This is a genomic window from Caulobacter sp. DMC95 (genome assembly GCF_056313785.1).
Genome location: NZ_JBQUZP010000009.1, coordinates 61991 through 83461 on the forward strand (window position 1 = coordinate 61991; position 21471 = coordinate 83461).

Annotated in this window: 20 protein-coding genes and 1 other RNA gene; 3 read left to right on the plus strand and 18 right to left on the minus strand. The window is 67.5% G+C overall.

Features of this window, described 5'->3' with window-relative positions:
- Positions 1-20: 20 nt before the first annotated feature.
- Positions 21-923, minus strand: a complete 903-nt coding sequence (gene murB / locus ACT53N_RS18120) for a UDP-N-acetylmuramate dehydrogenase (protein ID WP_476065188.1) — start codon at positions 921-923, stop codon at positions 21-23.
- Positions 920-2338, minus strand: a complete 1419-nt coding sequence (murC, locus tag ACT53N_RS18125; protein ID WP_476065189.1) for a UDP-N-acetylmuramate--L-alanine ligase — start codon at positions 2336-2338, stop codon at positions 920-922. Before murC ends, murB begins: the two co-directional genes overlap by 4 nt.
- Before the next feature lie 195 nt (positions 2339-2533).
- Here murC and ACT53N_RS18130 point away from each other — a divergent pair, with 195 nt between their 5' ends.
- Complete coding sequence (locus ACT53N_RS18130; RefSeq protein WP_476065190.1) at positions 2534-2989, plus strand: hypothetical protein; 456 nt, start codon at positions 2534-2536, stop codon at positions 2987-2989.
- A gap of 13 nt (positions 2990-3002) precedes the next feature.
- Here ACT53N_RS18130 and ACT53N_RS18135 read toward each other — a convergent pair whose 3' ends face one another.
- From ACT53N_RS18135 to ftsW, 3 genes are all read right to left on the minus strand, one after another.
- Entirely contained in the window at positions 3003-3446 is a 444-nt protein-coding gene (locus ACT53N_RS18135; RefSeq protein WP_476065191.1) for a pseudoazurin, read from the minus strand.
- An 86-nt stretch (positions 3447-3532) separates the two neighbouring features.
- Entirely contained in the window at positions 3533-4621 is a 1089-nt protein-coding gene (gene murG, locus ACT53N_RS18140; protein WP_476065192.1) for an undecaprenyldiphospho-muramoylpentapeptide beta-N-acetylglucosaminyltransferase, read from the minus strand.
- The gene (ftsW, locus tag ACT53N_RS18145; protein WP_476065193.1) at positions 4621-5793 is read right to left on the minus strand and encodes a putative lipid II flippase FtsW; all 1173 of its coding nucleotides are present in this window, start codon (positions 5791-5793) and stop codon (positions 4621-4623) included. The genes murG and ftsW overlap by 1 nt, the downstream gene beginning before the upstream one ends.
- Before the next feature lie 91 nt (positions 5794-5884).
- Here ftsW and ACT53N_RS18150 point away from each other — a divergent pair, with 91 nt between their 5' ends.
- Positions 5885-6283: a hypothetical protein gene (locus tag ACT53N_RS18150; RefSeq protein ID WP_476065194.1), complete on the plus strand. Its 399-nt coding sequence runs from the start codon at positions 5885-5887 to the stop codon at positions 6281-6283.
- 97 nt (positions 6284-6380) lie between these two features.
- Positions 6381-7397: a sensor histidine kinase gene (locus tag ACT53N_RS18155; RefSeq protein ID WP_476065195.1), complete on the plus strand. Its 1017-nt coding sequence runs from the start codon at positions 6381-6383 to the stop codon at positions 7395-7397.
- Positions 7398-7400: 3 nt separating this feature from the next.
- On the opposite strand, the gene ACT53N_RS18160 is transcribed toward ACT53N_RS18155, so the two are convergent.
- The 13 genes from ACT53N_RS18160 to ACT53N_RS18220 form a co-directional block, all read right to left on the minus strand.
- Positions 7401-9257: a chloride channel protein gene (locus tag ACT53N_RS18160; protein ID WP_476065196.1), complete on the minus strand. Its 1857-nt coding sequence runs from the start codon at positions 9255-9257 to the stop codon at positions 7401-7403.
- Between the two features lie 3 nt (positions 9258-9260).
- A complete protein-coding gene (gene murD / locus ACT53N_RS18165) occupies positions 9261-10676 on the minus strand; it encodes a UDP-N-acetylmuramoyl-L-alanine--D-glutamate ligase (RefSeq protein ID WP_476065197.1) in 1416 nt (471 codons plus the stop codon).
- Between the two features lie 14 nt (positions 10677-10690).
- Positions 10691-11803 (minus strand): phospho-N-acetylmuramoyl-pentapeptide-transferase, encoded by a 1113-nt coding sequence (gene mraY, locus ACT53N_RS18170; protein ID WP_476065198.1) that lies wholly within the window; start codon positions 11801-11803, stop codon positions 10691-10693.
- Positions 11803-13191, minus strand: a complete 1389-nt coding sequence (locus ACT53N_RS18175) for a UDP-N-acetylmuramoyl-tripeptide--D-alanyl-D-alanine ligase (protein WP_476065199.1) — start codon at positions 13189-13191, stop codon at positions 11803-11805. Before ACT53N_RS18175 ends, mraY begins: the two co-directional genes overlap by 1 nt.
- On the minus strand, positions 13184-14644 hold the full coding sequence (locus tag ACT53N_RS18180) for a UDP-N-acetylmuramoyl-L-alanyl-D-glutamate--2,6-diaminopimelate ligase (protein WP_476065200.1): 1461 nt from the start codon (positions 14642-14644) through the stop codon (positions 13184-13186). The genes ACT53N_RS18175 and ACT53N_RS18180 overlap by 8 nt, the downstream gene beginning before the upstream one ends.
- Positions 14641-16410 carry a peptidoglycan D,D-transpeptidase FtsI family protein gene (locus ACT53N_RS18185; protein WP_476065201.1) on the minus strand — a complete coding sequence of 590 codons (1770 nt, stop codon included), beginning with the start codon at positions 16408-16410 and terminating at the stop codon, positions 14641-14643. The genes ACT53N_RS18180 and ACT53N_RS18185 overlap by 4 nt, the downstream gene beginning before the upstream one ends.
- On the minus strand, positions 16407-16853 hold the full coding sequence (ftsL, locus tag ACT53N_RS18190; RefSeq protein WP_476065202.1) for a cell division protein FtsL: 447 nt from the start codon (positions 16851-16853) through the stop codon (positions 16407-16409). Before ftsL ends, ACT53N_RS18185 begins: the two co-directional genes overlap by 4 nt.
- Positions 16850-17785: a 16S rRNA (cytosine(1402)-N(4))-methyltransferase RsmH gene (gene rsmH, locus ACT53N_RS18195; protein ID WP_476065203.1), complete on the minus strand. Its 936-nt coding sequence runs from the start codon at positions 17783-17785 to the stop codon at positions 16850-16852. Before rsmH ends, ftsL begins: the two co-directional genes overlap by 4 nt.
- Positions 17782-18249, minus strand: coding sequence for a division/cell wall cluster transcriptional repressor MraZ (locus ACT53N_RS18200; RefSeq protein ID WP_476065204.1), 468 nt, complete (start codon positions 18247-18249; stop codon positions 17782-17784). The genes rsmH and ACT53N_RS18200 overlap by 4 nt, the downstream gene beginning before the upstream one ends.
- Positions 18250-18634: 385 nt before the next feature.
- Positions 18635-19017, minus strand: an RNA gene (gene rnpB, locus ACT53N_RS18205) — RNase P RNA component class A.
- A 172-nt stretch (positions 19018-19189) separates the two neighbouring features.
- A complete protein-coding gene (locus ACT53N_RS18210; RefSeq protein WP_476065205.1) occupies positions 19190-19792 on the minus strand; it encodes an FMN-binding negative transcriptional regulator in 603 nt (200 codons plus the stop codon).
- Positions 19792-20520, minus strand: coding sequence for an N-acetylmuramoyl-L-alanine amidase (locus tag ACT53N_RS18215; protein ID WP_476065206.1), 729 nt, complete (start codon positions 20518-20520; stop codon positions 19792-19794). Before ACT53N_RS18215 ends, ACT53N_RS18210 begins: the two co-directional genes overlap by 1 nt.
- The gene (locus ACT53N_RS18220; protein ID WP_476065207.1) at positions 20517-21410 is read right to left on the minus strand and encodes a DMT family transporter; all 894 of its coding nucleotides are present in this window, start codon (positions 21408-21410) and stop codon (positions 20517-20519) included. The genes ACT53N_RS18215 and ACT53N_RS18220 overlap by 4 nt, the downstream gene beginning before the upstream one ends.
- Positions 21411-21471 lie beyond the last annotated feature (61 nt).

Genomic DNA, 21471 nt, shown 5'->3' on the forward strand with positions numbered 1-21471 from the left:
CTAGGGGGAGGATTGGGTCACTACCCCACACGCCCAATGCGCTTGATTTCCCAATCCAGCTGGACGCCGGTCTTGGCCAGGACATCAGCGCGCACCGCCTCGCCCAGGCCCTCCAGATCCGCCGCCGTCGCCTCGCCGGTGTTGATCAGGAAGTTGCAGTGCAGCGGCGAGAACATCGCTCCGCCAAACGGCTTGCCCCGCCAGCCGGCCTCATCGACCAGCTTCCACGACGAATGGCCCGGCGGGTTCTTGAAGGTTGAGCCGCCGGTCTTTTCGCGGATCGGCTGGGTGGTCTCGCGCCGGCTGGTGATCTCGGCCATGCGAGCCTTGATCGCCTCGGGTTCGTCGGCGGTCCCCTCGAAGATCGCGTCCAGCACGATGACGGTGTCGCCGTCCTGAAGGGCGCTGTGGCGGTAGGTGTAGTGCAGATCCTCGACCGTCAGTTCGCGGACGCCGGAACGGTCCATCACACGCACCGACTTGACCACATTGACGGTCTCGGAGCCGTAGCAGCCAGCGTTCATGATCACCGCGCCGCCGATCGTGCCCGGCACGCCGACATAGAATTCAAGCCCCGCGATCCCGGCTTCGGCGGCCTTGCGGGCCAGGATAGCGTCGGGCACGGCGCTGCCGGAGCGGATCCGGTTACCGCCCAGCGCCTCGACCGTGTTGAAGCCCTTGCCCAGACGGATGATCACGCCCTCGACGCCGGCGTCGCGGACCAGCAGGTTGCTGCCGACGCCGATCGCCATGACGGGAACCGAGGGATCCAGCGCTTTCAGAAAGTCCGACAGATCCTGCTCATCTGCGGGCAGGAACACCACGTCAGCGGGACCGCCCACGCGGAACCAGGTGAACGGCGCTAGCGGCTCGTCGATCAGCAGCTTTCCACGGACAGTCGGGAGTTTGGTCTTCCAGCTCACTTGGTCAGCGCTTCCAGCTGCCCCGGCAGGGCGTAGGACCAGGTGGTGATGTCGCCGGCGCCCAGCAGGACGACGAGGTCTCCGCTTTGGGCCTCGGCTGCGATCAGGCGCGGCAGGGCCGTCGGATTCTCCAGCGGGAGCGCGCGGCGGTGGCCGAACTTCTTGAGACCCGCGACCAGCGCGTCGCGATCCACGCCCGGAATCGGCTGCTCGCCAGCCGTATAGACGTCGGCGACGATCACCGTGTCCGCGTCGTTGAAGCAGCTGGAGAATTCGGTCATCAGGTCGCGCAGGCGCGTGTAGCGGTGCGGCTGGACCACGGCGATCACCTTGCCGGTCGACACCGCGCGGGCGGCCTTCAGCACGGCGGCGATCTCGACGGGGTGGTGGCCATAGTCGTCGACGACGCGGATACCGTTGGCCACGCCCGTGGTGGTGAAGCGGCGCTTGACCCCGCCAAAGCTAGCCAGACCGCGCGCGATGGCTTCGGCGTCGACGCCAAGCTCGCGGGCCACGGCCACGGCGGCGGCGGCGTTCAGCACGTTGTGATGGCCGGCCATGGGCATCTTCAAGCCGTCATAGCGGACGACCTCGCCGTCGCGCGGCGAGACCACGATGTCGAACGTCGCGCCCTCCGGCCCCATGGCGATATTGGAAACCCGCACCTCGGCCTGCGGATTCGTGCCGTAGGTCACAAGGCGGCGGTTCTCGATCCGCGCGGTCAGGGCCTGCACTTCGGGATGGTCGGTGCAGACGGCGGCGAAGCCGTAGAACGGGATGTTCTGAATGAAGTCCTGGAAGCCCTTCTTGACCGCGTCGAAGTCGCCCCAGTGGTCCAGGTGCTCGGCGTCGATATTGGTGACGATGGCCACCGTCGACTTCAGGCGTAGGAACGAGCCGTCGCTCTCGTCGGCCTCGACGACGATCCAGTCGCCCTCCCCGACCTTTGCGTTGGTGCCGTAGGCGTTGATGATGCCGCCATTGACGACTGTAGGATCCAGCCCGCCGGCGTCCAGCAGGGTGGCGACCATCGAGGTCGTGGTGGTCTTGCCGTGCGTGCCGCCCACGGCCACCGAGAACTGCAGGCGCATCAGCTCGGCCAGCATCTCGGCGCGGCGCACCAGCGGAAGCCGCTTGTCGCGACCGGCGACCATCTCGGGGTTATCAGCCTTGACGGCCGTCGAATAGACGATGGCCGACGCGCCTTCGACGTGGGCGGCGTCGTGGCCGATGAAGATCCGCGCGCCCAGCTTTTCCAGCCGCTCGGTATTGGCGCTGGCCTTGGCGTCACTGCCCTGAACGGTGTAGCCGATACGCAGCATGATCTCGGCGATGCCGGACATGCCAATGCCGCCGATGCCGATGAAGTGCACGGGGCCGAGTTCGAAGGGGACGGGGCGTCGACGCTGGATCATGAAGAGCCGATTAGACCATTTGAAACGGCGACGGAACGGTCAGCGCGCGAAATCCTCGTCCTTCGACAGGCTCAGGATGAGGATTTTCGAATGACGCGCCGAGCCGACCGCGGACCTATGCCTGAGACCATCAATAGACCTCATCCTGAGCCTGTCGAAGGACGAGGTCGGCCCCTGCCCTTGCTGGGTGCGCTCTTGGCGACGCTGATCGCATCCTCCGCTGCCGCCCAGACCCCCGCCCAGCTTGAGCTGCGCCTGGCCGATGTAGGGCGCTTCGCCATGTTCGTCGACATGGGCGGCGTCCAGTGGACGGGCCGCACCGCGCGGCTGCGCGTGCTGCAGGTCACCGAAGGCGGCTTCAAGGCCGGCGCCGAAGAGTTCTGGGGCGGCTGGCGGCACGAAGTCATCGACTGCGACGCCCGCACCATCGCCCACGCAGGCTTTGGCAGCGTCCGGGCGGGCGGGCGCGAAGGCCCAGTGACGGGCGCTCAACGTCCGGCCCAGCCGCTGCCTGTGGGCAGCGCCGACGAAGCAGCGGCAAGGATCGTCTGCGACGGATGGAAGCCCTACGCCAAGGTCCCGGTGGCGCGCAGCGTCGAGGAGGCTGTACGGATCGGCCGCCCGCTTATCGAGACAGGGGCCGAGCCGTAAGCGCTGCTAAGCCCTATCGTAGCGCGTTGAACGCCGCCGTCAGACGGCGCTCGGTCATCGGCGGGGCGGAGGCGAGAACCTTGGCGGAGACCGCCGGATCCACCTTGGCGTCGCCGACCTTGGCCACGAAAACCATGCCCATGCCCCAGTGCGGAAGGCATTTGAAGCCGTAGACGCCTGGCTTGGCGACCTTGACGACGACCTCCTTGCCCATGAGGCCCTTCACCGGCGCGACGCCAGCCGGCGCAAGGCCCGGAATGGTTTCAGCGTTGTGTCCGGCGTCGGTCGGCACAAAGCGGATCGTATCGCCGGGTTTGAGCTTGGCGGTCGAGGGCTCGAACACCATCGGCCCCTCGGGGCCCTGGTTGCGCATCTTGACGGTGAGCTCGGTGGCCGAGGCCGAGGCGGCATGGGCGGCGACCGCAACAGCGCCGACGAAAATCAATGTCCTGAACATGGCGAGCCTTCTTTGCGCGCGCGGTCATACCCGCTGCGCACTCGCCTTAGGCTGCTATGCCGGTGACAGCCTTGCGCAGCCTCAAGTCAGGGCCGCGCCGTTTTCTCCACCAGATCCGCCAACTCCTCCGCGGCGTTCGGCTTGGCGGCGGACCGCGCCCCCGCCGCCATCTTTTCCAGGCGCTCGGGCTTGGATAGCAGAGCCTTGAGCGCGGCGGCCATCACGTCGACCGTCAGCTCGTCTTCCAGGCACACCGCCGCGCCGCCGGCCTCTTCCAGCAGACGGGCGTTGAAGCGCTGGTGGTCGTCGGCGGCGATCTTCAGCGGCACCAGGATCGAGGGCCGGCCAGCCACCGCCAGCTCGGTGCAGGTTGAAGCGCCCGAGCGGCCAATGACCAGGTGCGACTGACGCAGATAACCGGCCATGTCGCGGAAGAACGGCGCGACCTCGCACTCGACCATCGCGTTGCGATAGGTCTTGCGGGCCTGCTCCATGCTCTCGGCGCGAGCCTGCTGGAAAACCTTCAGGCGGCCGCGCATCTCCTCGGGCAGCTTGGCGACGGCCTCCGGGATCAGCTCGGAGAGCAGCCGCGCGCCCTGGCTGCCGCCGGTGACCAGCAGGCGCAACTGCACCTCCGGCGCCAGATAGGGCACGTCGAACAACTCGCGCACCGGCGGTCGCACAGGGTTGCCCACCACATGAGCGCGGGCCTTTACGGCGGGCGCGGCCTTCTCCAGGGTGGGAAACGCGCACGCCACTTCGTTGACGCGCGGAGCGAGGAAGCGGTTCACGCGGCCCAGCACCGCGTTCTGTTCGTGGATGACCGTCGGGCGGCCTTGCGACAGCGCGCCCAGCAGCGCCGGCAGCGCCGGATAACCGCCGAAGCCCACGACGACGGCCGGGTCCAGTCGCTTGAAGGCGGCACGGGCCTCCAGCACGCCCTGCATGACCGTGAAGCCGGCCTTGATCATGCCCAGCGGATCGCTGGATTTGGCCGTCGCGGCCGACAGCGCCAGGCGCTCCTCGGCCGGGAACTTGTCGGCGTACAGCGCGCCGCGATCGTCGGTGGCCAGCACCACGCGCCAACCACGGGCGGACAGCGCCTCGGCCAGGGCCTGAGCGGGGAACATATGGCCGCCGGTTCCCCCGGCGGCGACAACAGCCAGCTTGCTCATCAGGCGTCCGCGCGACCGAAGCCGAACTCGCCGCTTGCGCCATAGGCGCCGGGGCGCTTGCGCACCAAGGCCAGGGCCATGCCCAGCGTCAAACCCATCGCGAGCATGGAAGAGCCCCCGTAGCTGATGAACGGAAGCGTCATGCCCTTGGTTGGGATCATGTTCAAGTTCACGGCGATGTTGATGAGGGCTTGCTGCCCCAGAAGAACGAACAAACCGGCCGCCGCGACCTGCTCGAACGGGTCGTTGAGCTTCATCGCCTTGTACAGTCCGCGCACTACGACGAAGGCGAAGAGACCGATCAGCGACCACGAGAAGATCAGACCGTACTCCTCGGCCGCCACCGAATAGATGAAGTCGGTGTGCAGGTCGGGCACGTGGCGCTTCATGACCCCCTCGCCCGGTCCGCGCCCGAACAGCCCGCCGGCGCGGATGGCCTCGGCGGCGCGGGTGACCTGATGGGTATCGGCCTGATCGGGGCTGAGGAACTTCTGCACGCGAGCATGCACGTGGTCGAACAGGAAGTAGGTCGAACACAGCCCCGCAAACGCCACGCCGCCCAGCCCCATGATCCAGGAGATCGGCACCCCGGCCATCCAGAAGGCCGCGCCAAAAGCGATGGTGATCAGCACGGTCTGGCCGACGTCCGGCTGGATCAGCAGCAAGGCCACGGCGATGAAATAGAGCAGGAAGGCGATCGAGACGCCGGGCACGCCCTCGCCCTTCTGGCCCTCGGCGAACATCCAGGAGACCAGCACGATCAAGGCCGGTTTCATGAACTCCGACGGCTGCAGGGTGAAGCCGCCGAACTGCAGCCAGCGCGTCGCGCCTTTGGCGTTATGACCGACGAAGGGCAACGCGATCATCACCGCGATCGCGCCAATGTAGATAAAGAACGCCGCCCGCCGGATGCCCTTGGGCGACAGCATCGACACGATCAGCATAAGCACTGTCGAGGCCGTCGCGAAGAAGCACATGCGCAGGGCGAAGTGGAACTGGTCGTCGATGCCGATCCGCTGGGCCGCGGCGGGGCTCGAGGCGAACGACAACAGCATGCCCAGGGTGACCAGCAGGGCGGTCGCACCCAGCAGCCAGCGATCCGTCGTCCACCACCACAGGCCGATCGCGGTGCGGTCGGTGCGGGCGAAGGCATGTGTCGCGTTGGAGGCCATGGGCGGAGAGTCGGTTCGGAGGGTTAATCAAACCTTGCTTCACCGATCTAACCCCGTGGACATGCGGCGAAAAGCGCGGGATGAGGGATCCATGGCCTCCTCCGACGACCTTCGCCTGCTGGAAACCATCACCGATGCGGACCAGCGCAACGCCTTGGCCCTGCGGCTGGCGCAAGCCGCAACGCCGGGCCTCGACGCCGTGCTGGTCAAGCTGATCCAGCGCCCCGACCTCGCTGACAAGCGCGCGCCCCTAGTTCACGCCCTGAGCTTCGTCGACTGCTCCGACCACGTCGCCCTTCTGGTGGAGCTTGTGGCGTCAGGCGGCTTCGACGCGGCGCACGAGGCGCTTCAGGCGCTGGAGACCGTCGACGAGGCTGACGCCGACGATGTCGAGCAGGCGCGCGCCATTCTCGACCGAGCGCGAAGCGTCGCCAATCTTGAGGGCTGGCGCGAAGTCCTGCTCGAGGAACTGGCCGAGCTCTTCGACTAGGCGCCCGCAAGATCCCTGAAAAGTACGCGCACGCAAAACCAGCGCTTGTATTCTTCCCGCGTCGCGTGATCATTAGCATCTCGGGCAGGGACGTGGCGTGGCCGACGAAACATCGGACAAGACTGTTCTAGAAGGCGCTGGGGCTTATTTCCTCAGCGTGGTCGAGGCTAGTCAAGACTGCATCCGCGTCATCAGCGCGGAGGGCTACCTCGAATACATGAACGCCCAGGGCAAATCCTTGCTTGAGATCGCGGATTTCGAGGGCCGCAATCGCCATCAGTATTGGCCTGACATGTGGCCGCTCGAAAGTCGCGCCACCGTTGAGCAGGCCCTGCGCGCCGCCATGGCCGGGAACGCTGTCGCCTTCCGGGCCCCCTGCCCCACGGCGAAAGGCGCGCCACGCTGGTGGGACACCACGGTCTCGCCGATTCTCGAAGACGGCCGAGTCATTCGCGTATTGGCCACATCACGCGACGTCACCGGAGAGCGTCTCGCAGAGAGCCATCGGCAGCTGCTGGTCAACGAATTGAACCACCGGGTGAAGAACACCCTGGCCACCGTACAGTCGATCGCCAACCAGTCGCTGCGCAACGCCGGGGTCGAGCCGTCAGTCCGCGAAGCTCTGGAAGGCCGCCTGATGGCGATCGCCGCCACGCACAATGTCCTGACCGACCAGAACTGGTCCGCCGCCAGCCTTCGCCAGATCGTCGACGGCTCGGTGACGCCTTATCGAACCTATCCCGCGCAGCTGACCATCAGCGGCGATGACTTGAAAGTCTCACCCAAGCCCGCCGTGGTCATGGCCTTGGCCTTTCATGAGCTGGCCATCAACGCCCTGAAGTATGGTGCGTTGTCGGCCCCTGACGGCCATGTCGATATCCACTGGTCGGTCGATCCGGATGATCAGTTGCTGATCGAGTGGGCCGAGCGAGGCGGTCCCAAGGTTCGTCCGCCCGAGCGCCGGGGCTTCGGCTCGCGGATCGTGGAGCTGGCCCTGCCCAATGAACTGGGCGGCAAGGTAGCGCTGGACTACCGAAGCGACGGCCTGCGCTGCTCCATCCGCTCGCCGCTGTCGGCCTTGGACAAGAACGACGCCTTCATGCCGCTGGCGTGACCCTCAGGTCGTTTCGCCGGTCAGTTCACGCCGGGCCTTTTCCAGTTCTTCGGCGTAGCGGCGGGTCACGTGCGCTTCGGTGATCAGGCCGATCACCTCGCCGCCTTCGTCCACCACGGCCAGTTCGTCGGCGCCGGTTTCGTCGAAGGCGGTCATGATCGCCTTGATTGACAGTTCCGGTGCCAGGGCGACCCGGGTGTGAGCCGCCAGACTCGCCACCGTGGCGTCGCGTTCAGGCGGTTCGGCATAGACGGCGGCGGTGGCGACGATGCCGGCGTAGCGTCCCGTTTCATCGGTCAGCACCGCACGCTTGGTCGAGCCCAGCGGAAACCGGCGACGGAACTCGGCAAGGCTGGTGCCCGCCGCGATGGTCTTGACGTCGCGGCGCATCATCTTGCCGGCGGTCAGGTTGCGCATCCAGCTGACGTCATGGGCGCTGCGGATCGTCTCGCCGCGCAGGTGCAGTCGCCAGGTCGAGAACGAATAGCCGAAGGTCTCGCGCACCACGGCGCTAGCGATCAGCGAGGCGGCCAGCGTGGCGCCCGTGACCGTAAAGTCGCCCGTGGCCTCCAGCACCAGGAACGACATGGTGAAGGGCCCGCCGACGATCGCCACGCCCAGCGCGCCCATGCCAACAAGCGAGGCGGCGATCGGGTCAAGATGCACCGTGCCCGTGGTCAGGTTAACCACCTGTGCGAAGGCCTGTCCCATCAAAGCGCCCAGGAACAGGGCCGCGAAGAACAGGCCGCCCCGGAAGCCTGAGCTCAGCGACACGATGGAGGCCACGGCCTTCATCAGGATCAGCACGAGCAGCACCTTCAGCGGCAGATCGCTGTTCAGATCCAGATGCAACGCGCCGTGGCCGCCGGACAGGGTCTGAGGCGTCGCCAGGGCGAGCGCGGCGAGCGCGACGCCGCCGATCGCGGGCTTGGACCAGCGCGGCAGCGGCGCCTTGACCGCCCACCGATCCGCCACCGCCACCGCCCGCATCAAGGCGACGCCGAGGATCGCCGCCACCAGACCCAGCACGCCGTACAGCGCGTAGTCAGCGGGTGACGAGATCGCGACCACGGAGGTCTTGAGAAGATAAGGCGTCGAGCCCAGCGCCTTGGCCACAAGGACCCCGGCCAGCGCGGCCGCAGCCACCGGCGCGATGTTGGCGACCGTGTAGGCGCCGATGACGATCTCGAACGCATAGAAGGCGCCGGTCAGCGGCGCGCCAAACGCTGCGGCGATGGCCGCGCCCGCGCCGGCCCCGACCAGGATCCGCAGGTCGCCCCGGCGCAGGTTCAGGCGTTGCCCCACCCAAGAGGCTGTCGCGCCGCCAGCCTGAGCGTAGGCCGCCTCGAGACCGACCGAAGCCCCCGATCCGTTCGAGATCAAGGTCTGGATACAGATGAAGAGGCTGTCGCGGATCGAGAGCCGTCCGCCGTGCAGGGCGTTGGCTTCGACGGGGTCGACGGCGTGGTTGGGGCGAAAGCGCAGGACTGCGGCCGTGAACAGGCCCAACACCAGCCCCCCCAGCGGAATGGCCAGCAACCGCCAGGGCTCAATCATGGTCTGGGCCGAGAGGCGTTCGTTGGGATCGAAGTTGAAGATCGCGACCTGGGTCCCATGCGCGAGCGCGCCCAGCGAAACCGCCAAGGCGCCGGCCACAAGGCCCACAACGGTGGCTACGGCGATGACCCAAAGCTCAGAAGAGCGCGTCCGACGGCGCAGCCAGGCCAGCCAAGGCAAGGCCTGACGTCCGGCGTCGCGCAAGCTAGCGCGATCGATCGCCGCGACGCGAAGAACAGATCGCCACGGAGGCGAAGCGGCCTTGGGCGACTCCGGTTCGGGGGCCTCGGCCGGCGCGCTCATCGCCTAGGCGACGGCCGCCTTGCCGCCACCCGTCGCCAATCCGTTCACGGCCGCGCGGAACGCCTCGCCACGGGCCTCAAAATCGCTGAACTGGTCGAACGAGGCGCAGGCGGGCGACAGCAGAACGATCGCCTCCTCCCCGCTAGCGGCCGCGTCGGCGTAGGCCTGCTGCACCGCGCGCTCCAGCGTGCCGCTCATCACGCATTCGGCCTTACCCGCGAGAGTCCAGGAGAACGGCTCGGCGGCCTCGCCGATCAGATACGCCTTGGCGATGCGCGGGAAGAGGTCCTTCAGGTCGTCGATGCCGCCCGCCTTGGCCACGCCGCCGGCGATCCAGTAGAACTTCGGATAGCTCGACATCGCCTGCCGCGCGGCGTCGGCGTTGGTGGCCTTGCTGTCGTTGACGAAGCGGACCTTGCCGATCTTGCCGACGGTTTCCATCCGGTGCGCCAGGCCTGGGAAGGTCATCAGGCCGTCGACCGCGTCCTGCATCGAGATGCCGATGGCGCGCGCGGCGGCGTAGGCGGCGGCGGCGTTCTGCCAGTTGTGGCGGCCCGGCAGGCTGCGGGCGCGCAGGATGTCGGCGACCTCGACCACGCGCTCGCCCGTGGCGTCGTAGAGCACGCCCTGTAGCGCGTAAACGCCCCGGCCCATCGCCTTGCCGGCGCTGATCGGCCAGATCGTGCGACGGTTGGCGGCGGTGATCTCGGTGCAGATCTGCTGGCACCAAGCGTCGTCGACGCCGATGATCGCCGTATCGCCCTTGCCCTGGTTCAGGAAGATCCGGCGCTTGGCGGCGATATAGCCGTCCATGCCGCCGTGACGGTCCAGGTGGTCGGGCGAGATGTTCAGCAGGACGACCGCGTCGGGCTTCAGGCTGGAGGTCAGGTCCAGTTGGTATGAGGACAGTTCCAGCACATAGACCGCGCCGCCGTGCATATCTTCCAGACCGAGCACGCCGAGACCAATATTGCCACCGACCCGGGTGTCGCGTCCGGCCGAGGCGCACAGATGCCCGATCAGGGCTGTGGTCGTCGACTTGCCGTTGGTGCCGGTGATGGCGATGATCTTGGGACGCTTGTGAGCCGGCGCGGCATTGACGGTGCGGGCGAACAGCTCGACGTCGCCCAGCACCTCGACCCCGGCGGCCCTGGCCTTTTCGACGGTCCAATGCGGCTTGGGATGGGTCAGCGGCACGCCCGGCGACAGCATCAGGGCGGCGAACTGGCTCCAGTCGGCGGCCTGCAGATCGACCACAGGAAAGCCTTCGGCGGCGGCCGCCTCCCGGCTGGCGGACTTCTCGTCCCACAGGGCGACCTTGGCGCCCCCCGCGATCAAGGCGCGCGCCGCCGTAAGGCCGGTTCGGCCCAGGCCGAACACAGCGACGGTCTTGTCCTCGAAACCGCGGACGGGAATCATCAGTACGCCACTCCCTACCGCAACTTCAGTGTGGCCAGGCCGATGAAGGCCAGGATCATCGACACGATCCAGAAGCGGATCACGACAGTGGACTCAGGCCAGCCCAACTTCTCGAAATGGTGGTGGATCGGCGCCATCAAGAAGACCCGCTTGCCGGTCTTCTTGAAGTAGGCGACCTGGATCATGACGCTCAGCGCCTCGGCCACGAACAGGCCGCCGACGATGCCGAGAACCAGCTCGTGCTTGGCGCAGACGGCGATCGCGCCCAGGGCGCCGCCCAGGGCCAGCGAACCGGTGTCGCCCATGAAGATCTTGGCCGGCGGGGCGTTGTACCAGAGGAAGCCCATGCCGCCGCCGATGATCGCGCCGCACAGCACTGCCAGCTCGCCGACGCCCGGCGCGAAGTGCAGGTTCAGATAGTCGGCGAACTTGTAGTTGCCCACGAGGTAGGCGATCAGACCGAAGGTCGAGGCGGCGAACATCACCGGCACGATGGCCAGGCCATCTAGGCCGTCGGTCAGGTTCACCGCGTTGGAGAAGCCCGCGATGGTGAACGCGGCGAAGGCCACGTAGAACCAGCCCAGATTGATCACCAGCGCCTTGAAGATCGGGAAGACGAGACTGGTCTCGAGGTTCGGCGTCATCGGCGACTTGGGCGCGAAGACGATCAGGATCACCGTGGCGATGATCGCGACGATGAACTGAGCGATCAGCTTCTGGACGCTGGAGAGGCCCGCCGTGGTCTGCTTGGTGACCTTGGCGTAGTCGTCCATGAAGCCCAGCACACCAAAGCTGCCGGTGACCAGCAGCACGACCCAGACATGGACGTTGCGCAGGTCGGCCCACAGCAGCGCGCCGACGAACAGGCCCGCCAGGATCATGAAGCCGCCCATGGTGGGCGTGCCCGCCTTTTCAGTGACGTGACGCGCGATGCCGTCGGTGCGGATCGGCTGGCCCTTGCCCTGCTTGGCCTTCATCCAGCGGATGAAGCGCGAGCCCATCGCGACCGCCACGATGTAGGCCGTCAGCATCGCCATGCCTGACCGGAACGTCAGATATTTCAACAGGTTCAGAGCCGGAAGGTGCTCTTGCGAGCGCGCCAGCCATTCGTACAGCAGGTACAGCATCAGCCCTGTTCCCCAAGATCGAGCGCAGCCAAGGCGGCGGCGAGAACGCCGGCCTTTGAGCCGTTCGACCCCTTCACCATCACCACGTCGCCGGGCTGCACGGCCCCCGCCAGCGCCGACGTTAACTTTTCAGCAACCTCCGCGTAGCCGCCCCGCCGAGTCGGAGGAAGCGCCTCCCACAGCGATTTCATGTGGACGCCCGCGAGAAAAACCATGTCGACGTTCGCAGCCGCGATCGGCTCTGCAAGCTCGGCGTGAAACCGTGCGCTGCCCTCGCCCAATTCGAGCATGTCGGTTAGCGCGATCACCCGGCGGCCAGCGACCTTGCGTGCGCCCAGGGTCCTGAGCGCGGCCTGCATCGAGACGGGGTTGGCGTTATAGCTCTCGTCAACCAGGGTGAAGGCGCCGCCTGGGATGCGGATCGTCTTCTCCGCGCCGCGCCCTTCGATCGGCGCGAACGCCGCAAGAGCCGCCAGGGCGGTCTCGCGTGGCACGTCCAGCGCCTCCAGCATCAGCAGCACGCAAAGGCTGTTAGGACCCCAGTGGACGCCCGTCTGGCGGATCGGGAAGCTGAGCGCCTCACCCCGCAGGTTAACGGACACCACGGCGCCGTCGCCCTCCACAGTAAAACCGGTGAGCCGCGCTGTCGCGCCAGCGGCCTCGCCAAAGCTCCAGACGGTCGCGCCGACCTTTTCGGCCTCGGCTTTCAGGAAGTCGAACCAACGGTTGTCGGCGTTCAGAACGGCGACACCGCCCGGCTGCAGACCCGCGAAGATCTCGGCCTTGGCGCGCGCGACACCCGTCTCGCCATCGGGGAAGTTTTCGATATGAACCGGCCCCACCGTGGTGATCGCCACCGCGTGCGGCTGGACGAAGCCCGACAGCGGGACGATCTCGTCAGCGTGGTTCATGCCCACTTCGAACACTGCGCGCTCGGTGTCGCGCGGCATCCGCGCCAGGGTCAGCGGCACGCCGATATGGTTGTTGTAGCTTTTGACCGAGGCGTGGGCTTTGCCCGCCAGGCGCAGGCCCGCCTCGATGGCGCGCGTGACGCTGGTCTTACCGACCGAGCCCGTCACGGCACCGCGCTTGCACTGGGGCGCACGCTCGCGGGCGGCCACGCCGAGGGCCTCCAGCGCCTTGAAGGTGTCGGCGACCATCACGGCCGGCGCCTCGACGGGCTTGGCCGCTAGGACGCCGGCCGCGCCGTTGGCCATCGCCTGCGGAACGAAGTCATGACCATCCCGCACGCCAACCAGCGGCACGAAGAGATCGCCCGGCTCCACCGTCCGGGTGTCGATCGAAACGCCGGAGACCGAGAAGTCGCCAGCCACCTTGCCGCCGACCGCTCGGGCGATCTCGTCAGCTGTCCAGAGCGCGTCAGGCATCGACACCCTCCAGCGCCTGCAGGGTCTCGGCCACGTCGTCGAACGGATGCACGACGCCGGCGACGATCTGGCCCTGCTCGTGGCCCTTGCCAGCGACGACCAGCACATCGCCCTCGGCCATCAGCTCGACAGCCGCGCGGATGGCGGCGCGACGGTCGGCGATCTCGCGCGCGCCCGGCGCAGCCTCCAAGATGGCGGCGCGGATCGAGGCGGGATCCTCCGAGCGCGGATTGTCATCGGTGACGATGGCGATGTCGGCGAGGCGGGCGCCGATCGCGCCCATCAGGGGACGCTTGCCGCGATCGCGATCGCCACCGGCGCCGAACACCGCGATCAGCTTGCCAGCGGTATGCGGACGCAGAGCCTCAAGTACGGTCTGCAGGCCGTCGGGCGTGTGGGCGTAGTCGACATAGGCCTCGCCGCCCTTGGGACCGCGTCCGACGCGCTGCAGGCGTCCGGCCGCGCCTTCGAGGCTTTCGAGGGCCTTAAGAACCTTGGCGCTGTCCTCGCCGGCGGCGATGCACAGCCCGGCCGCGACCAGCACGTTCGAGGCCTGGAAGGCGCCGGCCAGCGGCAGCTTGAGGTGATGGACCACGCCGTCGGCCTCGACGACCAGGTCCTGACCGGCGGGCGTCGGCGTCCGCGACAGCAGGCGCAGCCCCTGCCCGTCCTCGCCGACGGAGAACACGCTCTGGCCCGAGGTGACTGCGGCGGCGGCGAAGTTCGGGAACGCCTCGCTGTCGGCGTTCAGCACCGCCATGGCGCCCGCAGGGGTAAGCGTGTCGAACAGACGCAGCTTGGCGGCGCGATAGGCCTCCATCGAGCCGTGATAGTCGAGGTGGTCCTGGGTGAAGTTCGTAAAGCCGGCGGCGCTCAGCTTGACGCCGTCGATACGACGCTGGTCGACGCCGTGCGAGCTGGCCTCCAGAGCCAGATGGGTGACGCCCATATCGGCGAGGCGCGCGATCATCTCGGCGACATCACCGGCGTCGGGCGTGGTCAGACCCGGCGGGGTCAACTGCTGGTCGGGCTGGCCGGGTTGGCTGACCACCACGCCCAGGGTGCCCATGCTGGCGGCCGTGTGGCCCAGCTTGGCGAAGATCTGACGGCAGAACCCAGCGACCGAGGTCTTGCCGTTGGTGCCTGTGACGGCCACGCACATGGCCGGCTGCTTGCCCCAGAAGGCCGCCGAGGCCAGCGCGTAGGCGCGACGCGCGTCCTCGGAACGGACCACTGGAACGCCCAGCCCCTCGAGTCCGCCCTCGGGCGCCAGGATGGCGGCTGCGCCCTTGGCCACCGCTCCTTCGGCGAAGTCGCGGCCGTCGACCTTGGTCCCCGGCAAGGCGGCGAACAGCCAGCCCGTCGTGACCTTGCGGCTGTCGGCGGTGACGCCCGCGATCACCGGATCACTGGCGAAGGGACGGTTGAACAGGTCTGACAGTCGTCTGGTCATAGGCCCGCCTCCGGCGCGGCGTTCTTGGGCGAGCTGGCGATGGTCACCAGCTCGGTCTTGCGTTTGACGCCGAGGAACGGCGCGATGCGTTCGATCACCCGGCCTGCCGCCGGCGCGGCGACCCAGCCGCCGGTCGAGAAACCGAACGACCTGGCGTTGCCCTTCGGTTCGTCCAGCAGGATCAGCACGAAGTAGCGGTCGGCCTCCAAGGGACCATCCGTCGGGAAGGTGGCGGCGAACGAAGAGACCTGACGCTGGTGGTTGTAGCGCCGGATCGCGGGGTCGTACTTCTCGCCCGTGCCGGTCTTACCGCCGACCGACAGCCCGGGCACGTCGGCCTTGCCGCCGCTACCGCCCTCGCCGGGCACGACATTGGCGCGCATGATCTTGAGCATCTCGGCCGAGGTGTGCTCCGACAGCACGCGCTTGCCTTCGGGACGCACGCCCGGCGGCAGCTTGCGGATCGTCAGAGGGCGCATCTCGCCCCCGTTCAGCAACGCGTTCATCGCCTGGGCCAGAGCCAGCGGAGAGATGTTCATGCCGTGACCGAACGAGGTCGAGGCCACGGTGTCCTGGTCCCACTTGCGAGGGGTCAAGGGGCGCGCCGACTCCTGCAGCTCGACCTTGGCCGGCTTGGTCAGGCCCAGATTGATGAAGTACTGGCTGAGGCGCTGGCCGCCCACGCGCTCGGCCAGCATCGCCGTGCCGATGTTCGACGAGTGCTGGAAGACCTCGACGAGGTTCAGCACCGCCCGCGTAGCGTGATAGTCGTGGATCGTACGGTAGCCCAGCTTGTAGGGCTCACGAGCGTCAAAGGTCGAAGCGGCCGTCGCCACTCCGGTGTCGAGACCGATCGCCACGGTGAAGGCCTTGAACGTCGACCCCATCTCATAGACGGAGGCTGCGGCGCGGTTGAGGCGCTGATCGTTGGTGGCCGCGCCAGCCTCGTTGGCGTCGTAGTCGGGCCAGCTGGCCATGCCCAGGATTTCGCCCGTGTGGACATTGGTCACGAGACCGACAGCGCCTTTGGGCGTGAATTCCTCGGCGGCCTTGCGCAGCTCGTCTTCGAGCGCGGCCTGTACGCGTACGTCGATCGACAGCTGGGTGGGCCCGCTTTCGCCGCCGGCGGCCTTGCGGATGGGATCATCCAGAGCGCGCTCGGCGCCGGCCAGGCCCTTGCCGCCGCTGTCGACGAAGCCGATCAGATGGGCCGCCGTCGGGCCCAGCGGATACATCCGCCGCTCCTGCTCCTCGAACGACACCCCCGGCAGACCCAGGTTGAAGATGGCGTCCTTCTCGTCCGGCGTCAGACCGCCCAGGACGAAGGCGCGGTGATCGCCAAAGACCGCCTTGTCGAGGCGCTTGGCGGGCACTTGTGGCAACGCCTTGCCGAGCGCCGCGCGGGTCTCCTTGGCGTCCCACACCTCGCGAGGGTCGACGTAGAGCGCATAGTGGGCCAGGTCCACGGCCAACAGCGCGCCGTTACGGTCAACGACGTCCCCCCGCGCGCCTTCGACGCCGAGGGTGTAACCATTGCCCTGCCCCGCGCGCGAAAACAGCGCCGACCAGCCTGCGCCCAGGCTCACCCCGACAAAGCACAGGCCGAAGAAGCCCATGACCAGGAAGATACGGATGCGGGTGTCGTCCTCGGGCCGGGCGGCGGCGCGAGAACGTTCGAACGCATGCTCCAGCCGCCAGACGCGCTCGACCACCCAGCGCCAGAGCGGAGATTGAATACCGCCGGGACCCAGGTTCGAAAGGCTCATCGCAACGCCCCTTGCGCGACGGGCGGCGGCGGGACGACAGCATCGTCCGGCAAGGCCTCGGGTCCGTCAGCGGCGAGCGCTTCCGGCGTGACCGGCGTAGCGGACACAGGCGCCTTGGGCAGCTCACGGCGGCGCGCCACGTCGATCAAGGCGTCTTCGGTGATCTCGTGGTCTGGCGCGATCGGCTTCAGCTGCATCATCTGCGCCAATTGCTCGATCCGGCGGGGCTGCTCCAAGTGCGCAACCTCAGCGGCGAGCAGTCGCTTGCGGGCGGCCTCCTCCTCGATCTCCTGCTCGATGCGGGCGATCTCCTGACGCTCGCGGCCGGCGAAGGTCTTGGCCAGATAGACGCCGGTGACCAGGCTGAGCAGGATGCACAAGCCCACCACTTCCACGACGCGGAAGCCCCGGACCCGTCGGTTGAAAACGCCGACGGCGGTCATGCGGAAGCCTCCCACACAGGGGCTTCGGTGCGAACGGCCGCGCGCAGCTTCGAGGAGCGGGCGCGCGGGTTGACGGCCAACTCAGCCTCGCTCGGGGCGATAGCCTTGTTGGAAATCAGTTGGAAGCTAGGAGCCGCGCCCGCTTGCACCGGCGGCGCATGGCGAGAACCGCCCGGCGTCTTGCCTGCCCGCTCGGCCAGGAACGCCTTGACGATCCGGTCTTCCAGCGAATGGAAGGTCACCACCACCAGCCGCCCGCCGGGCTTGAGCACCCGTTCGGCGGCGGCGAGGCCAGCCTCGAGCTCGCCCAGCTCGTCATTGACCGCGATGCGCAGCCCCTGGAACGACCGGGTGGCCGGATGGACCTTGGCGCCCTTGCGGCCGCCGACGGCGCGCTCGATCACCTCGGCCAGGTCCAGGGTGCGCTCGAACTGGCGCTCCTCGCGGCGGCGGATGATGAAGCTGGCGATACGGCGCGAGGCGTGCTCCTCGCCATAGACATAGAGGATCCGCGCGAGCTCGGTCTGGTCCAGCGTATTCACGAGATCGGCAGCGGTGGGGCCGGCATCGCCCATTCGCATGTCGAGCGGCCCGTCGCGCATGAACGAAAAGCCGCGCTCGGCCTGGTCCAGCTGCATGGACGAGACGCCCAGATCCAGCATCACGCCCTCGGCGCTCTCCGGCCCCAGCTCTTCGAGCATTTCGGAGAAACGAGCCTGGACCAGACGGAAGCGATCAGCCGGCAAGCCTTCGGCGAACTGGCGGACGGTCGGATCGCGGTCAAAGGCCACGACGCTGGCGCCGGTCGGCAATACCGCGCGGGTGTAGCCGCCCGCCCCGAAGGTGCCGTCGACGACGACGTCGCCGGGCTTGGCGTCCAGCGCCTCGACGACCTCGTCCAGAAGGACCGAGATATGCGGGGCGGCGCTCACGATGCGCCTCCGAACTTGGCCGCGCGCTGCTGGGCGCGCAGGGCCGCCAAACCTTCGCGGGCTAGGTCACGCTGCTGCGCGCGATGGGCCTGGAAGGCCTCGCGCGACCAGATCTGAAAACGCTCACCCATACCGACGACGGCCACCGAATCCGTAAGGCCGAACATGTCGCACAGATGGTCGGGCAGCGTAATGCGACCAGCTGTATCAAAGGTCAGCCGGGCCATGCCGCCCAGGATGCTGGTCTCCAGCGCGGTGCGGGTGGGATCGCCGAACGGCATCTCGTCGATCAACGCCAGATAGCGATCGAACAGCGCCTTGCCGCCCGCCTCCAGACAGTCGGCCTCGATCGAGGGGAAGCAGAAGATGCCGTCGAAGGGACCCGAGACGGCCGCGCGGAATTCCTGCGGCACGACGATGCGCCGCTTGCTGTCGAGCTGTTTCTCGAACGTCGAGAGAAACACTGAAGCTTAAACCCCGCCAGACCCAAGCCGGTCAGCGAGCCACCACCCTCGCTCCGACGAGAATTGGGTTAACATGGGATGAACTGGGATACAATGACACCTCATAGCAATTCATCGCAATTTCAAAGATGTCGCACCCCTTGTTCACGGAGGCGCAAAGTTAATCCACAGAACATACACAGAACTCATGAATGAGCGAGGCGTGCGGTGTCAGTTGAGCCCATGGCTGGGGAGGGAGAGCGCGCTCCCTTCGTCACGCGGCCTCGCCGCGCGACACCCCCCGTTGCACGGGTGAGGAGGAAGCCGCGCATCCTCCCCGGCCTGCGGGGGAGGTGGATCGCCGCAACAGGCGGCGAGACGGAGGGGGCGCTCCCCCCCGTCAAAATGGACCAGATGATCTGTAAGCCGGGTTCTGTTCCGCCCTCGAAAGGACGGTGACGATCATTCCTCTAGGCCGGCCATTGCTGGACGGCTCTCGCGACCTACCCGGATCCTCTCGGCCAGTGACGGCCTAGTCGACGCGAGGCCGACGCGGGATCCCTATTCGGTCTTGCTCCAGGCGGGGCTTGCCATGCCGTCCCTGTCACCAGGTCCGCGGTGGGCTCTTACCCCACCCTTTCACCCTTACCGCCCGCGAACGGGAGGCGGTTTGCTTTCTGTGGCGCTATCCCTGGGATCGCTCCCGGTGGGCGTTACCCACCGCCTTGTCACCGTGGAGCCCGGACTTTCCTCGGCGTCCGAAGACGACGCGACCGCCCGATCATCTGGTCCGGGACGGTGTTTGACGGGGTGAGGGAGAAACGTCAACTGTACCTGGAGATTCAAACGCTTCGTCATCCCGGCCGAAGCGGAGCGTAGAGCCGGGACCCAGGAGTGCGGGAGCGCCGCGCTGGCGGCCCCTGGGTCCCGGATAACGCTACGCGCTTCCGGGATGACGAGATTAGGGGAGCTTTTTCATCAGCTCCGCGATCGGATGATCGCCCAGCCCCTTCACCGCGCCCAGGCGGTCGGCGTCGGACTTGTTTTGCGACAGCTTGAAGGTGCCCTCCAGCCGCTCGACGAACAGGCGCCCGCCCATGATCCCGCGCAGGAGCCCTTCGAACTTGCCGGCCTTCATCTTGTGACGGGTCCAGGGCGCCTTCGGCGCGAGCAGCGCCTCTTCCTGAGCCGAGAGATCATCCAGCTGGGCGATCAGTTCCTCGTCATTCAGCGGCGCGACCGAGCCCTCCGCCTCCACCGACAGATAGTTCCAGGTCGGAACCTGATCGGGGCTCTCGTACCAGTCAGGGCTGACATAGGCGTCCGGGCCCGTCGCCAGGACCACCGCCCGGAAGCCCTGTGTCAGGTGCGGCGTCAGGACATTGCCGCGCGACAGGTGAAAGTCGAGCGCGATCTCGCCATCCAACTCGCGGATCACAATCGGCGACTGGGCGACAAACGGCCGTCCGCCCACGCTGGCGGCGATCGTCACGAACGGATGCGCGCGCAGGAAGGCGAGCAGGACCGCGCGATCCTCAACATGAAACGGCTTGGCCGGATGCATCAGTCGGCCGCCGCGCGCAGCAGGCCCACCAGACGCGCCCGGGTCTCGCCGTCGGCGATCCCATCGAAGCGGCTCTGCAGCCAATGGCGCTGGAAAGCCGAGACCACAGTGGTGGTCCATTCGTCGTACTTTCCGCTGGGCGCGCAGTCATAGCCCAGGCGCGTTAGGCCAGCCTGCAGCGCGAAGACGCCAGTTCCCTCCTCGCCCTGCCCCAGCGGCGCGCCCGGCGACGGCGGCGGCTCGATCCACAGGCCATGGCCGCTCTCGGCCAGGCGCTTCCAGGGGAAGAGCTCGCCCGGATCGATCTTGCGCGCGGGGGCGACATCAGAGTGGCCGAGGATGCGGCTGTCAGGGATCATCCAGCGCGAGCGGACGTCGGCCAGCAGGTTGATCACCGCAGCGATCTGGGCCTCGGGGAATGGGCGATAGCCGAACTCGTGACCAGGATTGACGATTTCGACGCCGATCGAGGCCGAATTGATGTCCTTGACGCCCTTCCAGAAGGCGGCGCCGGCATGCCAAGCCCGACGCTCTTCGGGCACCAGACGCACGATGCGGCCGTCTTCCTCGACACAGTAGTGGGCGCTGACCTTGGCCTCAGGATCGCGCAGACGCTCAATCGCCTCCTCGCCGGTCTCCATACCGGTGTAGTGCAGGATCACCGTGTCAGGCACGGCCTTGCGGGCGTCGAAATTGGGCGACGGGGCCTCGATCAGGGACAGGCTCATTGCAGGCGGCTCCGCAGCGAAATCAGCAGGGGCATGACCTGATTCCGCCGAAGCGCGATGATCAGAACACCCAGAAGCGCCAGAGCCGCGCCGATCCCCATCCGCAGATCGAAGTGGTCGTGGGTGACCACGACGCCCAGACCGATCGTGAAGAGCGGCGTCATCAGGGTCAGCGGCGCGATCAGATTGGCCTCATAGCGCTGGATCAGGCCGTAATAGGCCGTGTGGGCCAGGATCGAAACCACCACGGCCGAGAACACCACCGCCGCGACGAACGGCCAGCCCGCGGCAAAGCCCGCCGCCACCTGCCCCGGCTCCATGAAGGCGCTCATCGCCGCCAGCGGCCAGAGCGAGGAAAAGCCGACCCAGGCCTGGAACTGCAGCGGCTTAACCCCCTCGATCTGCTTCATCATCACCGCGCCCAGCGAACCGGTGAAGGCGGCGGCGACGATCAGCCAAAGGCCCGCCGAAAGCTCGATGCCCTTGGGGCTCCACATCACGACCACCGCCCCCATCAGGGTGAGCGCGATGCCCAGGCCCCGGCGCCAGCGGATCTTCTCGCCCAGCATCACCACCGACAGCAGGGTCGTGAACGGCACGCCGACCTGGATCACCACCGAAGCCGCCGACGGCGAAGCGGTCTGGAAGCCCATGAACAGCAGGGCGAAGTTGCCGCCGCCCATCAGCAGGCCGACCAGCACCATCTGCCAGGTCGGCCGGGGCGCGGGGAGCAGCCAGGGCAAGGTCAGCGCCGCCACCAGGGCGAAGCGCACGGCGGCATAGTAGAGCGGCGGTACGCCCCAGTGGGCGACCACCAGCTTGGAGATGATGTTGCTGCCGGCCCAGATCAGGCAGATCAGCACCAGAAGGCCAAAGTCACGAAGGGACATGGAACACCGCTTAAGCCCCCGCCCCTTCCGTACGCAATCAAAACCCGCATCGCCGCCGACG

Excerpts from the sequence above, each read along its gene's own strand:
- murC (WP_476065189.1), bottom strand. The coding sequence starts at position 2,338 with ATGATCCAGCGTCGACGCCCCGTCCCCTTCGAACTCGGCCCCGTGCAC.
- ACT53N_RS18135 (WP_476065191.1), bottom strand. The coding sequence starts at position 3,446 with ATGTTCAGGACATTGATTTTCGTCGGCGCTGTTGCGGTCGCCGCCCAT.
- murG (WP_476065192.1), bottom strand. The coding sequence starts at position 4,621 with ATGAGCAAGCTGGCTGTTGTCGCCGCCGGGGGAACCGGCGGCCATATG.
- ftsW (WP_476065193.1), bottom strand. The coding sequence starts at position 5,793 with ATGGCCTCCAACGCGACACATGCCTTCGCCCGCACCGACCGCACCGCG.
- ACT53N_RS18150 (WP_476065194.1), top strand. The coding sequence starts at position 5,885 with ATGGCCTCCTCCGACGACCTTCGCCTGCTGGAAACCATCACCGATGCG.
- ACT53N_RS18160 (WP_476065196.1), bottom strand. The coding sequence starts at position 9,257 with ATGAGCGCGCCGGCCGAGGCCCCCGAACCGGAGTCGCCCAAGGCCGCT.
- murD (WP_476065197.1), bottom strand. The coding sequence starts at position 10,676 with ATGATTCCCGTCCGCGGTTTCGAGGACAAGACCGTCGCTGTGTTCGGC.
- mraY (WP_476065198.1), bottom strand. The coding sequence starts at position 11,803 with ATGCTGTACCTGCTGTACGAATGGCTGGCGCGCTCGCAAGAGCACCTT.
- ACT53N_RS18175 (WP_476065199.1), bottom strand. The coding sequence starts at position 13,191 with ATGCCTGACGCGCTCTGGACAGCTGACGAGATCGCCCGAGCGGTCGGC.
- ACT53N_RS18180 (WP_476065200.1), bottom strand. The coding sequence starts at position 14,644 with ATGACCAGACGACTGTCAGACCTGTTCAACCGTCCCTTCGCCAGTGAT.
- ACT53N_RS18185 (WP_476065201.1), bottom strand. The coding sequence starts at position 16,410 with ATGAGCCTTTCGAACCTGGGTCCCGGCGGTATTCAATCTCCGCTCTGG.
- ftsL (WP_476065202.1), bottom strand. The coding sequence starts at position 16,853 with ATGACCGCCGTCGGCGTTTTCAACCGACGGGTCCGGGGCTTCCGCGTC.
- ACT53N_RS18210 (WP_476065205.1), bottom strand. The coding sequence starts at position 19,792 with ATGCATCCGGCCAAGCCGTTTCATGTTGAGGATCGCGCGGTCCTGCTC.
- ACT53N_RS18215 (WP_476065206.1), bottom strand. The coding sequence starts at position 20,520 with ATGAGCCTGTCCCTGATCGAGGCCCCGTCGCCCAATTTCGACGCCCGC.
- ACT53N_RS18220 (WP_476065207.1), bottom strand. The coding sequence starts at position 21,410 with ATGTCCCTTCGTGACTTTGGCCTTCTGGTGCTGATCTGCCTGATCTGG.